The 13280-nt window shown below is 64.9% G+C and carries 8 protein-coding genes and 1 pseudogene; 6 read left to right on the forward strand and 3 right to left on the reverse strand.

Annotated features, from left to right (window positions below; genetic code table 11):
- Window positions 1-117: 117 nt before the first annotated feature.
- Window positions 118-380: pseudogene (locus ACFFWD_RS29520) on the forward strand (IS5/IS1182 family transposase); the annotation flags it as partial.
- 128 nt (window positions 381-508) lie between these two features.
- On the opposite strand, the gene ACFFWD_RS29525 reads toward ACFFWD_RS29520, so the two are convergent.
- Window positions 509-730, reverse strand: a complete 222-nt coding sequence (locus ACFFWD_RS29525) for an Ldh family oxidoreductase (RefSeq protein WP_376971328.1) — start codon at window positions 728-730, stop codon at window positions 509-511.
- A 304-nt stretch (window positions 731-1034) separates the two neighbouring features.
- Between ACFFWD_RS29525 and ACFFWD_RS29530 the strand changes: the two genes are divergently transcribed.
- The 5 genes from ACFFWD_RS29530 to qhpG all read left to right on the forward strand — a co-directional run bounded on the left by ACFFWD_RS29530 (window position 1035) and on the right by qhpG (window position 8741).
- Complete coding sequence (locus tag ACFFWD_RS29530; RefSeq protein ID WP_376971330.1) at window positions 1035-2471, forward strand: FAD-binding oxidoreductase; 1437 nt, start codon at window positions 1035-1037, stop codon at window positions 2469-2471.
- Between the two features lie 109 nt (window positions 2472-2580).
- Window positions 2581-4248 (forward strand): hypothetical protein, encoded by a 1668-nt coding sequence (locus ACFFWD_RS29535; RefSeq protein WP_376971332.1) that lies wholly within the window; start codon window positions 2581-2583, stop codon window positions 4246-4248.
- The gene (locus tag ACFFWD_RS29540) at window positions 4245-5984 is read left to right on the forward strand and encodes a ferritin-like domain-containing protein (RefSeq protein WP_376971334.1); all 1740 of its coding nucleotides are present in this window, start codon (window positions 4245-4247) and stop codon (window positions 5982-5984) included. The genes ACFFWD_RS29535 and ACFFWD_RS29540 overlap by 4 nt, the downstream gene beginning before the upstream one ends.
- A gap of 4 nt (window positions 5985-5988) precedes the next feature.
- A complete protein-coding gene (locus ACFFWD_RS29545) occupies window positions 5989-7305 on the forward strand; it encodes a radical SAM protein (protein WP_376971336.1) in 1317 nt (438 codons plus the stop codon).
- A gap of 8 nt (window positions 7306-7313) precedes the next feature.
- Window positions 7314-8741 carry a flavin-dependent monooxygenase QhpG gene (qhpG, locus tag ACFFWD_RS29550; RefSeq protein ID WP_376971344.1) on the forward strand — a complete coding sequence of 476 codons (1428 nt, stop codon included), beginning with the start codon at window positions 7314-7316 and terminating at the stop codon, window positions 8739-8741.
- On the opposite strand, the gene ACFFWD_RS29555 is transcribed toward qhpG, so the two are convergent.
- Both ACFFWD_RS29555 and ACFFWD_RS29560 read right to left on the reverse strand, forming a co-directional pair.
- A complete protein-coding gene (locus tag ACFFWD_RS29555; RefSeq protein WP_376971338.1) occupies window positions 8674-11775 on the reverse strand; it encodes an adenylate/guanylate cyclase domain-containing protein in 3102 nt (1033 codons plus the stop codon). The two genes, qhpG and ACFFWD_RS29555, sit on opposite strands and share 68 nt — an antisense overlap.
- Before the next feature lie 313 nt (window positions 11776-12088).
- Window positions 12089-13280: MFS transporter (locus tag ACFFWD_RS29560; RefSeq protein ID WP_376971340.1), on the reverse strand; the 1192-nt coding region annotated here is incomplete at its 5' end.

Genomic DNA, 13280 nt, shown 5'->3' on the forward strand with positions numbered 1-13280 from the left:
GCTGATCAGCCTGCCGCCAGTGTTAAGCCATGTTAGTGCAGCCGCCGATCCGACGCCATGGGCACTTGGGCGGCGAGATGTCCGAACCACATCGAAGGTAAACCGCGCACCTCGAGGCCGGACCACTCGACCTTCTCCAAGAACAGGCACGGCCGCTACCGCGATTGCGATCTGCTGCGCTAGCTATTTGAGATAGTGGTCCAGCGCTGCATGACCGAAGGATTGGTTGACGGGACCGCCTTTGCCGTCGATGCCAGCCTGATCGCCGCCGATGCCAACAGGCAGCGCGCAGCTGCTGGGTCTGACGAGGTGGACTGGGACGTCCTTGCCAGGACGCCCGATCCGTCCGGGAGTATCTCGACACCCTGGATGAAGCGGCCTGACGTCCTGAGCCAACGGCACGGATTTGATCTGCGCGATCAGTGCTTCCATCGGCGCGGGGGAGCCGGCGGGACTACCCAGGACCAGGGATTTGTGCCCTCCGTCTTCTTCCGTCCGCCCCACGGGGCTATGGCGGGGCTGGCGTTCGTCGACAGGAGGCCGATGCAGCCTGCGTGCGGGGCAGCGTGAAACAGAGAGCGGTCCCGAAATGGTCGGAATTGCCCACGCCGACCGCGGCGATGCCGTGGGCCTTCGCGCGCTGGACCGCCTCCTCCGCGGCCTTTGCCGCGAGCACCTGGCCCATGCCGTCGTGACCGTCGATCACTGCAAGGCCGCCGGCGGGAAGCAATCTTCTTGCTCAGAAATGACTGGCTTCGGCGGCGCCAGGCGCACGAAGTCATTGACGCTCGTAAAACCCATCGTCGCGACGTAGCCGCATCGCGGCCCGGCGAAAATCATTTGAACAATGTGAACCGGTTCACACTGTTCCGGCCGACTTGCGGATGATGTAGTCTGGTCGGCGGGTGCGGGGGGAGGCGGTCATGAAATCGCTGGGGCGCAGGGAGAGAGAAAAGACGCTTCGTGTCCAGGGTTGGGCGAGTGGAATCTCTCTGGACCCCCGATTTACGAAGGACGACCTTGCAGCCCTGACAATGAAGGTCCAGGGCGACATTGTCCTGCCCACCGATGCCAGCTACCAGCAGGACCGTCAGCTTGCCAACAATACCTTCCAGAGCTTTCCGCAGCTCATCGTCTATTGCGAGGTCTTTTCCGATATTCGCCAGTGCCTTGCCTTTGCGCTGCGCTGCGATCTGACCGTCGCGGTGCGTTCGGGCGGCCACAGCACCGCCGGCCTGTCGGTCAACGACGACATGGTGATCGACCTCAGCCGGCTGCGCTACGTCATCGTCGATCCCAAGGCACACACGGCCGTGGTCGGCGCCGGCACCAATATGGGGCATCTCAACGCCGCGCTCGACATCTATCATCTGCACGTTCCTGGCGGGAGCTGCCACGATGTTTGCGTGGCCGGCTTCATGCAGGGCGGCGGCTTCGGCTACACGTCGCGTTGCTTCGGCATGAACTGCGACAACGTGGTGGCGATCCGCGTCATGCTTGCCGACGGGCGCATCGTCGTCGCCGACGACAAGGTCAACCGTGATCTGTTCTGGGCGGTACGCGGCGGCACCGGCGGCAATTTCGGCATCCTGCTCGAAATCACCTACCGCCTGCACCAGGTGAAGAGCGTCTGGGCCTTCCGCCTGCAATGGCCGCTGCTCGCGGGTTCGGACGGTACCGTCCACGCGGCGCGACTGCTGTCGACCATCCAGAGCGAGCTCACCCGCAAGTCGCCCAAAGAGCTCGGCTACATGACCTTCCTCGGCTGGCAGGGCGACATGCCCTATCTGATCATCCGCGGCATGTACGTTGGCCCGGCCGAACGTGGCAAGGCGCTACTGCAGCCGTTGCTCGAGGTGCCCGGCGCCGAGTGGATTAACGACCGCAGCGGCTCCTATGCCGAGATGATGCATTACCTCGTCAGCACGACGCCCGACCTGCCGCAGGTCCCGGACCTCGCGCGCGAGGACAAGCAGAGCGGATATGTGGCTCGGCCGCTTGGGCCGGACGACTGGCAGGAGATCATTGAGCAATTCCTGGAGACGCCGAACAACTCGAGCATGCTGGCGATGGAGCACTACGGCGGCGCGATCGCGGAGCGTCGCGAGCACGACATGGCCTTCGTGCACCGCCGCGTCGACATGGACGTCTATCTCAACGTGTTCTGGATGAACGAGGCTGAACGTGTCGAAGCCGTCGCGTTCCTCAATCGCTTCATGTGCTTCATGGAGCGCTTCTGTAACGGCCAGTCCTATCAGAACTATCCGCGGCTGGCCCAGACCGATTATCGGCGACGCTATTGGGGCCACGCCTTCGACGACCTGCTGGCGGTCAAGCGCAAATACGATCCGGGAACGTTCTTCCGCAGTGTCCAGGGCGTTTCCGCCGATCCGTCCGGGCCCGCGGCCGATCCGGTCAGCACATTGCCCGGCTTTCTCGACGGCATCGAGTCGGAGTCGGACCCGGACTAAGCGGGATATCGCGGCGTCGCTGACGTCCGACGGGATCGCGCGTCAGGGAAAGGAAATGCTTGCAGCAGGCATTTTTTGATCGATTGAAGGGGGCGAATCCGTGGACAGCATGCTCGAACTTTTCTTCCTGCCGCCGATGGCGATCGGCCGGCTCGGCAGCAGCGACGCACCGCTTGCGAGCTTTTGCTGGGCTGAAGCCAATACCCGCCATGATGCCAACGAGACGATCATCACGCCCGCATTGTCGCTGCGCGTCGAGCCAGACGGCTCGGTCGCGTCCTATCTGCCCGACGAGATCGATTTCAAGGACGAGCATGGCCGGATCAGGCCAGTCGCGCCGTTTTTCGAATTGTGGGCCAAGATGCAGTCGCGCGAGGGCGGGACTGTCGAAGTCCCGGTTACGCTCGACCTGCTGAAGCATCTCGGCGCGTCGCCGCGCAACGTATCCTACGAGATCACGCTCGCCAACCACAAGGCCGCCCGCCGGGCGGGCGATCCCGCCTGCGCCTTCTCGGCGCGTGTCGTGGTCGCGGGCGACAATCACCAACGGCACAAACTGCTGGCGTTCAGCCCGCATACCGCCGGACAGGAGCCCCTGGTGCGGCCGGAGCACCCGATCCCGCTCGGAACCTTTCAGGTCATACGGGCGGTCCCAAACAAGGATGAGAGCTGGGGCGTCGACCGCAGCATTCTGCGCGTACGCTTCACACCGCCCACGGGCCTCGTCTACGGCCCGCCCACGGCCGTCAACGGACCGGCTCCGCAGGTAATGCCCGGCGTCTACGAGGCCGCAGGAATCCAGTTCGGCCGCGTCCACGAGATCGTGCCGCCGGAGCGGCGCATCCTCAATCCGGACACCGTGTGGTCGAAGTACATCATGATGAACGGCCACTTCGAGGACCCGCAACCGCAGGATGGCTACGATGGCGCCGCCGTCGGTAATTTCCAGTCATGGGGATGCGTGGACGATACCAGCGACGGATTGATCGTCGCGACGCTTGCCGTGCATGGCCGACGCTTCCGCGCCGCCGCGCGGGTGTTCGCCTCGCCGCCGGACTTCGCGCCCGATCGCCGGCCGTTCTTCAGCATCGCCGACGACATCGCCGATCGCGAATTGCTGCCGCTGCCGCCCGTAGACGACGAGACTTTCGCCGTCAGCAAGGAGGAGATCGTCGATCTCTTCCATCGCGCGTTCGAGACGGCGAGCCTGTTCAACCTGGATGCGATCCGCACCCGCGCGCTGCAGGAAAATCGGGTTCGCCTCGGCAAGCATGTCGGGCCGCCCGGTCGCGACGAGCCGCGCGCCGGCGGGGAGAGCATGACCGCGCAGGACACGCCCTATGTCGATCGTCTCCTCACCCTCGCACCGCAGGCGCCGTCGCGCTTCAGCGGGGCCGGCCCTGAATTGCCGCTACCCTATACGGCCGTGATCACGCACGTGCATGCGGCGCTCAAGGATGAAGCCGTGCTGGTCGACTTCCTGCGCCGACGCGCCGACGCGGTCGAGCGCGTGATCCGGCCGCCGTTCGGCCGGCTGCGCGAAATGCCGGTTGAGCCCAACGCGGAGGCCGATCCGCATTTTCGCGACCCCCGTGTCTTCCGCGATCAGCTGCATGACATGCGGATGCCGCCCTATATGCGCGACGCCAACCTGCAGCCGCTCTCGCTGTCGTGGCGACAGTATCATTTGCTGATCGGCCTGATCGCGTATCTGCGGTCGACGGCCCCGCCGGAATGCAGCGAGGCAAGCGCGATCAACCCGGGAGGCAGGCGATGAGTGGAGACAAGATCTTTCCGCGCAATCTCACCGCGCGTGCGGCCCTGGCGGCCAGCAAGGTGATCGGCAATCCGGTCACGACCATGATGGAATCCGGCGTCGCCAACTGTTTTCCCGGACTCGAGTTCGACGTGCGTATTCTGGACTGTCGGTTCTTTCCCGGGCTCGTGTTCCAGTTCATCGTGGCGCCGAAATACCCGGCGCCCGATGCCATTCCGAACCAGCAGGGCGCGCGGCTGCTCTATACCGATTATCTGCTCGACCCGATGCTGCCGGAAACGAGCCGCGAGCCGTGGGTGCAGAACCTGCTCGATCAATATGGCGGCCCGCTCGCCACGACCTTCATGTCGGGCCGCTGGTATCTCGACTGGATCGAGCAGAACGGCAAGCGCATGCCGATGCGCGATACACAAGGCAACTATCTCGACGGCTATACGGTCTGGCGGCTGGTGCGTGGGCTCGAAGCCGGCCACGTCGAGATCGGAATTGAGCGGCGCGATCCGCCGGCGCCAGGGCCGGCGCAGGTCGTCGTGCTGAGCGGCTACCGCCGACAATATGTCAACGCGGCCGGCCTGTTCGACGAGGCGTTCCGGCCCGGCGAGTTCACCCAGTCGATGTGCAATCCCTGGACCCACGATTTTCGGGATTGCGCCTGCCACTACTGGGCCTCCAACCATCCGGACGTGGTCACCGGCGGTCACTTGATGAGCGACAATCCCTCAGACGTGCGCGATCCGGCCGCTGCGCTGCGCCTCGACTGGCTACGCCGTCGCGACGGATCGTCGGAAGTCTCGGCTTCCGCAACAATCGCCGAGAATCGCGTGTACCAGATCGATCACTACGAGATCAATCAGAGCTGGGAGAAGCTGCCCTTCGTTCTGGAGGGATATGAAATCGACCGCCCGTACCGGCCACCGCTTCCAAAGTGGGGCGAGCCCCATCAGGATGCGGCCTGGCTGATCAAGGAACTGGCGAACGAACTCGCGGGGATGGAAATGGCGCTCGCCATCGAATATCTCTACGCGCTGTTCTCGCTGCGGCATCCAGACGAGGCCATCGATCCGGCGTGGCCCTCGCTGGCCGACGATCTGCGCGCGGTCCGTCAGTCGATCCTGATGGTGGCGGTCGGCGAGATGACGCACTTGCGTTGGGTCAATCAGATGCTGTGGCTGCTCGATCGCCACGGCATCAACCCGGGCGGCTGGCGCTACACGCCGGTCGTGACCTGGTCGGACCGGATCAGGATCGCCGATCGGGCGACAAGGCTGGCGCCGCTCACGCCGGATGTGCTCAAGGACTTCATCCAGCTCGAACGTCCGAGCGGCTATCTGACCGGCGTCTACGAAAAATGCGTCGCCACGCTCAGGGACGAACAATATCCGCGCGCCGTTTTCGAGATCGCTCTGCGCATCGACGGCGAAGGCAGCGAACACTACAGGAATTTCTGCAACGTGCAGCGCATCCTGAGCAAATATCCGCGAGATACGCGCGGCGGATACCCGTATCTGCGTTCCGTGACGCGTCAGAGTACGCCGCAAACGCTCGCCGCGCGCGCCGAGTTCGACGCCATTCGTCAGTGCCTTGCCGGTGCCTACAACGCGGAAGCGCGCGACGACATGCCGGGCGCCGACAAGGGCATCACCGACGCCCGTGTGGCGATGGTGCGGCTGCAGGCGAGCGCCGAGCAACTCGCACGGCGAGGTCTCGGAATCCCGTTCCTCGATCCGCGGAGCTGACGCCGTGTCGGCCTCGGTTCAGCGTTTCGAGACCGCCTCGGGTGCCCACCTGCTGGTGGTGGACGGCAGCCGCATCTACGACCTGCCGGCTGGGCTCGACGCGGAGCTGACGAGCGCGATTTTCGCCGGCGATACGGCGATCGACGCCTTGCTTGCGCGTTACGGTCTCGGCGGGCCCCCGCATATCGACGCTTCACCGATCAGCGATCCGCCGCTGCGCTCGCTGTCGCTGGCCGTGACGCAGACCTGCAACCTCGCGTGCGGCTATTGTTATGCGCAAGGCGGCAGCTTCGGCGCACCGTCAAAACGCATGGAATGGCCGGTCGCTCGCGACGCCGTGTTGCGGCTGCTCGATCAGGCAGCGCCAGGCGACAGGGTCAACATCGCCTTCCTCGGCGGCGAGCCGCTGATTAATCGGCCGCTGATTGCGCAGACCACCCGGTTTGCCGCTGCGGAAGCTGAACGGCGCGATGTCGGCGTGGGCTTCTCGATCACCACCAACGGCACGCTGCTTGGCACCGAGGATCGTGACCTATTCGACGAGCATGCGTTTTCGGTGACGGTCAGCCTCGACGGGGTCGGCGAAGCGCATGACCGCCAGCGGCCGTTCCGCGGTGGCCGCGGCAGTTTTGAGCGCATCTTGGAACGGATCACGCCGCTTCTGGAGAAGCCGGGCCGCATGCAGATGTCGGCGCGTGTTACGGTGACGCCGCTCAATCTGGAGCTGCGCCGCACCCTCGACGAGTTGATCGGCCTGAGATTCGGCATGGTCGGCTTCTCGCCGATGCTGAGCTCGCCATCATCGGCGCTCGAGATGCAGCGGGGCGATCTCGAAACCCTGCTTCATGAATTGATCGACTGCGGCGAGCGATGCGAAGACCGGATCGCCGCCGGCGAGCATTATCCCTTCGCCAATCTCCTCGACGCGTTGCGCGAGCTGCATCGCGGGACCCACCGGCCCTATCCGTGCGGTGCGGGCGCCGGCTATATGGGTGTTTCGGCCGAAGGCGGTTTGTTCGCCTGTCACCGCTTTGTCGAGGATGACGCAGGCCGCATGGGTACGGTCACCGACGGACCCGACCGCGGCCGGCGGAATGCCTGGCTCGCCGACCGACACGTGCACCGGCAGGACCCCTGTCGCTCCTGCTGGGCCAGGTATCTCTGCGGCGGCGGATGTCACCACGAGGTGATCTATCGCGGCCGCCCGGCCTGCGATCTGATCCGTGGATGGCTCACCTTCTGCCTGCAGGCCTATGTCCGCATCTCTGACCGCCGACCGGACTTCTTCGCACGGATGGGAAGCGCACGCTGGATCGCCTGAGCACAGACATTGCCGTCATTGGCGGCGGACCGGCCGGCGCGATCGCTGCGCGGCAGCTCCGCCGGATGGGCTTTCGTACCTGTCTGATCGAAGCCCGCGGACCGTTGCATCCGGTCGTCGGCGAGGCGTTGCCGGTGACGACGCTGCGTCTTCTGCACCAGCTTGGCTTCGACTCCGCCGTCACCGAGCGGGACGCGCTGCGCTGTGACGAGATCATGCAGAGATGGGGTGATGGCGACGCGACGGCACGGCCGACCAGCGTAGTCATGGTCGACCGCGGCCGGTTCGATCCAGCGCTCATCGACATTGCGGCTGAGGCAGGCGTCAATGTCATGTGTCCGGCGCGGCTGCGTCGCCGAGACGAAACGCCCGAGGGCTGGGATCTCGAGGTCGAAACCGGTGCGGGTGTCGTGCGGGTTGCGGCCCGTTTCCTCGTCGACGCACGAGGGCGCCGTGCAGCCGGCAGCCGGCTGCTTGGTGCAGCGACGGTCGCGCTGTGCGCGCGCTGGCGCGGCGTTGCGTTCGCGGCACAGCCTCAAATGCGCATCGAAGCGGCCGCCGACGCCTGGCTCTGGGGCGCGCCGCTCGCCGACGGCTCGTTGGTGGTCCAGGTTTTCCAGCGGACGGCCGATTGCACCGGCTTGAGTCCTGCGTCGCGCGAGGCGCGCTACCGCGCGATCTTGCGCGGCGCGAAGCTGTTTTCGGGATGCGATGCGGGAGTCCTGATCGATCCGGTTCACGCGCGCGATGCGAGTTGCCGGGTGGCCATCGAGCCCGTGACGCCGACCATGATTCGGATCGGCGACCTTTGCGTCGCGATGGATCCCTTGTCCTCGCAGGGCGTGCAGAGCGCGGCTCGGTCGGCCTTGCAGGGCAGCGCGGTCGCCAATACGATCCTGTCCGGCGGCGATCACGAGGCCGCCATCGAATTCTATCGCCGAGCGACACATGCGATTGCAACACGGCATCGCGAGACATCGGCGGCTTTCTACGCCGAAGCGGGGAGCAGGGCTTCGCCGTTCTGGCGCGAGCGGGTCGCCGCGCACCCGATATCGCCCGGCATCGAGCCCGGCCGCCGAACCTTGCCGTCGCGTGTGCGGCTATCCCCCGATGCGCATCTGGTCGATCATCCCGTGATCGAGGGTGACGTGGTGCGGCGCCGCCCGGCGCTGACCCATCCGCGGCTGGGCGAGCCCACCGCCTTTGCCGAAGGCATCGCCCTGTCCGGCGCGATCGCGTCGATCGAGCACGCGCATCGCGTCCCGGACATTCTGGCGCAGTGGGGTTCGATGATGCCCGCGGTGACCGCGCGTGCGCTGCTCGACTGGCTGATCCGTCACGATGTGCTGGTTGATGACGACGGCCCACCTACTGGTCCAGCGACGCCAACAGCTCGTCGGCCATCCGCAAGTCGGGCGTCGTGGCGCCCTGATTGAACGCCGCGCGGACGGCGGCGACGGTGTCGCGCGCCTCCGCTTTGCGTCCGGTTGCCGCCAGCAGATCGGCAAGGCTGACGGCGGCGCGCAATTCCCAGCCGCGCGCGCCCTGCTGGCGGGCGTCCGCGAGCGCTGCGCGCAGCAGCGTTTCGGCCTGGGTCATGTCGCTGTCGCGCAGCAGCGTGGCGTGGAACCGCAACAGCTCCGGCGCGAGCAGTCGTTCATCCGTCGATTCGGCGACCTCTCTCGCCTTGACGATCATCTCGATCGCTGCGGCGAGGTTGCCGCATGTGGCCAGCGCCTCGGCCGTCATCAACAGATAGAGCGGATAATAGTTCGTGCCGCGGCGGGTCTGCAGCACGGCCTGCATGGTGTCGAGCACCTCGGCATCCCTGTCTCCATGCACCGTCCTGCAGAACGCCAGGTGGAATTGCGCCATCCAGGTCGGAAGCCCGAACGAATTCCGGATGCCGACGTCGTAGGTCTGCCTGGCGATCTCGGCCACAGCGTCCCAGTCACGCGCGAACGCGCAGCGAATGATCCGGAACATGTCGGTCTGCGCCTGACTGTAGCGGTGATTGAGGCGCCTGCCCTGTGCGACACCCCAGCCTTCCTGCGCAATTGCTGCATCAGGCAGACCCAGCACCCACAGGGTCACGGCGAGGAAGCTCGAAATAGTTTGCCCGTGATCTGTCCCATAGACGAAGGCCAGCGGGCCGTCCGCCTCGGCGTCGTACAGGCTCATGGCGCGTTCGAGATGGACGCGGGCTTTTATCGGCTCGCCGGTGTGCAACGCGAGCATTCCGACCGCGCGATGGCCGAGCATCAGCGAAAACCGGTCACCGCTTGCTTCGGCCATCGCGAGCAGCTCGCGGGCGATCTCACCGGTGGCCTCGTTGCGGGCGCCGACCAGATGATAGCCGAACAGCCCGGCGAGTGCCTGGATCAGCGCCTGCCTGTCGCCGGTGCGCCGGCTCAACTCGCGGGCGCGCTCGAACGATTGTCCCGCCCCTTCGCCGTGCGGTCCCTGGATCGCCCGCATCACGGCGCCATGCTTGAGCACGATCGGCAGTTCGAGGGCATCCCGCGCCGCGTCCTCGGGTAGGCCTTCGATCAGATGCAACGCGCGGCGCAGATGTGCGCTTGCCTCCGTGGAGGCCGAACGTTCGATAGCGCGATCGGCCGCGCGCTCCCAGTGGCTGATCGCTATCCGTGCCCTGCCGGCCCGGTCCCAATGCTGCGCCAGCACTTCGGGCTGGTTGTCGCGAATGTCGGGGAACAGTCGCTCCAACGCATCGGCGATCCGCTCGTGAATTTCGCGACGGCGCGACCACAACAGCGTCTCATAGGCCGCATCCTGCAACAGCGCGTGCCGGAACACGAAGATACGATCGGCCTGCTCGGCGCGCATGTGCAGCAGGTCGGCCCTGACCAATTGTTCGAGTCTGCCGCGCACTTCTTCCTGCGAGGGCTGCCCCAGCACGGCGTGGAGCAGGGTCAACGAGAATTCGCGGCCGATGGCGGCCCCGACCTGGGCGACTTCCTTCGCTCCGGGCAGGCGATCCAATCGCGCGACGAGGGAATCCTGAAGCGTCACAGGGATGGTCGCCGATGTCGTGCGCTCGGCAAAGCCGGCCTCCGACGCCGTCTTGGTCAGTTCCTCGATGAACAGTGGAATGCCGTCGCCACGGGCAACGATCCGGTGCAGCAATTCCGCCGGCATCTGCTGATGAGCCACCAGATGCTCGGCGATCGCCAGCGACTCGTCTTGGCGCAGTCGTCCGAGATTGATCCGGGTGACATGGGGGTCGTCTCCCCGCGGCGGTTCGGACTCCGGACGCTGGGTCAGGATCAGCATCAGCGGCAGGCTGGTGGCCTGCGCGATCAACTGGTCGAGCAACTCGCGGGTGGTCGGGTCGAACCAATGCAGGTCCTCGCAGGCCAGCACCACGGGGGCTCGCGCGCAGTGCTGCGTGATCCAGTCGGCCTTCGCGGCGAAGGTGGCGCGCTTGCGCTGTTGCGGATCGGGATCGAGCGGCGGATCGGTGTCGGCAGGCGGCAGCGACAGTGTGGCTGCGATCGCCGCTGCCGACATGGCCGGCAATGCAGGACCACTTGCCAGCAGCGCGTCGAGTTTCTCGCGCTTGACTGGCGCATCATCGTCCGGCTTGAAGCCCGCAGCGGACTGGAAATATTGGATCACCGGCCACAACGGGCTGTTCTGCAGATAGGGCGAGCCATGCCAGCGGATGCGAACGGCGGTCGCGCTCGCGATCCTTTCGTTGAATTCCTGCAACAGCCGCGATTTCCCGATGCCGGCCTCGCCCGATAGCACCACGACCTGGCCCTGATGCGCCTCGGTCCGGCGCCACGCCTGCTCGAGCGCCTCGAGTTCGGGAACATGATTGACATAGGGCGTGAGCCCGGCAGCGCGGCGCAGGTCGAACCGGTCGAGATGTTCGCGGCGGCCGATCACCCGCCAAGTGTTGACGGCGCGCGGAAAGCCCGCGAGCTCGACCGGGTCGAGCGCCGCGCACTCGAACGAATTGCCTACCAGCAGATGGGTCGCCTCGGAGATGATCACCTGATTGTGGCGGGCGACGCTCTGGAGCCGTGCTGCGAGATTGGCGGTTTCACCGGTGACGTCGTGCGATTGGCGGCCGATCTGCCCGACGACGACCTGGCCGCTCGCGATCCCGACGCGCACCTGCAGCGGCTTGCCCCGCGACACCAGCTTGCCCACGGCCTCGATGACCTCCAGCGCCGCATGGACGGCTCGCTCCGAGTCGTCTTCATGGGCCCGCGGATAGCCGAAATAGGCCAGCACGCCATCGCCAAGATAGCGCGCGACGAAGCCCTCAAAGCTCTGGATCGCGTCGGTGCAGACGCGCTGATACTGGCCGATCAGATCCGCCAGTTCTTCGGGATCGAGCTGGGTGGACAAGGCGGTCGAGCCGACCAGGTCGCAAAATACCACCGAAAGGTGTCGCCGCTCGGCGCCGCCGAACGACATCCCCGCAGACGCGTCCTGCATCCCGATGCTTCTTTCCATACAAGGAATATAGCGGAACAAAACCTACAAGAAAGCGACCTCGGCATGAGCGCCTAGCGGAGGGCGCCGTTCTGAGCGTGTCATGCAACTCGCCGTCGAAGGCGGCGCGGCGGGAACACTCGCGCGTCGCGCGCATGTAGTCCTCTGAACCGGAAATCGATAATTATCTAGCAATTTCAATTGCATAAACGTTCGGAATTTTGTTCTAAATGGCGCGCGATTTCCTATCAGCGCTGTAGCGCGGCATCTTGGGTCCGGACGCGGCTATTGCGGCGTTGGCAGAGGATAGATCGGTCTAGCCTAGCGCAGTGGCAAAGCAATAGTGCCCGTCCTCACTCGGCTTTCGGGAGTCTTCGCGGCCATACGCGTTGCTTCGGCTCTTCCTTCTTTCGCCGGCAATCGTCGGCGCAATGCCGAGAACAATGATGGCCGCGCCAATGATGGAAATGAGTCCGAGAATGGTAAAGCCGAGATAGATGCTGCCCGTCACGGATTTGGTCCATCCGATGACGGTCGGGCTGACGAATTTTCCAAACCCGCCGAGTGCCGTGATCAGCGCGATTCCGCCAGCCTTGGAAGCCTGGCTCAGAAAGCTGGGCGGCATCGTCCAGAACACCACGAATCCGCCATAAGACGCGGCCGCCGCAATCATCAACAGTCCAAGCACGGAAGCGACATTGTGCGCCGCCAGCGGTAGCAGAGCGAAGCAGGCTGCGATTACGGCGGCACACACCGCAAAATGCCACCGGCGCTCGAGGTAACGGTCAGAGCTGAATCCGATGAAATAGTTGCCGAGCGCGCCCGAGAAAAAGACGAGGCTGGAATACAGCCCGACGTCGGACAGGTACTTGACGCCGACATCCTTGAAGATTGTCGGTGTCCAGAACGCAATTGCGTTGAACGACACCACAACCGTGAAATAGCTCAGAATGCCGACATACAACTTTGGATTGGCGAACGCGTCGCGCAGTCCGTGGTCATGGCTCGTCGAACGTCCGTCGTCTTCAGCGGCCAGAGCGGCTTGAACAATTCCCTTCTCCCTGTCTGACAGCCAGCCTGCCTGTTTGGGGTCATCGCTCAGGTAGAAGTAGGCGGTGATGCCCAGCACAACAGCAGGGATTCCTTCGATGAGGAACAGCCATTGCCATCCCTTCAAGCTCAACAGGTCTGCCAGATGAACCATGATCCAGGTTGCAACCGGGCCGCCGATGATGCCCGCGAATGCGGCGCCCATCATGAAATAACCGGTCACCCGGCCGCGCCGGCTCGCCGGAAACCAGTAGGTCAGATAGAAGATGACGCCTGGGAAAAGTCCTGCCTCGGCCGCTCCCAGCAGGAAGCGCATCACATAGAACTGGGACGGCGTCGAGACGAACATCATCGCGCATGAAATCAGCCCCCAGAGAGGCGGACATACGGTCTTACGACCTAGCAGTCTGCTGAAAAACCCAGAAATTGAAGCATTGCTGTGTGTTTGGGCAGGTGGT

Source organism: Bradyrhizobium erythrophlei (assembly GCF_042430365.1).
GTDB lineage: Bacteria > Pseudomonadota > Alphaproteobacteria > Rhizobiales > Xanthobacteraceae > Bradyrhizobium > Bradyrhizobium erythrophlei.

What these genes read in the sequence shown, in the direction of transcription:
- ACFFWD_RS29555 (WP_376971338.1), bottom strand. Translation starts at nt 11,775, where the DNA reads ATGCAGGACGCGTCTGCGGGGATGTCGTTCGGCGGCGCCGAGCGGCGA.
- ACFFWD_RS29530 (WP_376971330.1), top strand. Translation starts at nt 1,035, where the DNA reads ATGAAGGTCCAGGGCGACATTGTCCTGCCCACCGATGCCAGCTACCAG.
- ACFFWD_RS29540 (WP_376971334.1), top strand. Translation starts at nt 4,245, where the DNA reads ATGAGTGGAGACAAGATCTTTCCGCGCAATCTCACCGCGCGTGCGGCC.
- ACFFWD_RS29535 (WP_376971332.1), top strand. Translation starts at nt 2,581, where the DNA reads ATGCTCGAACTTTTCTTCCTGCCGCCGATGGCGATCGGCCGGCTCGGC.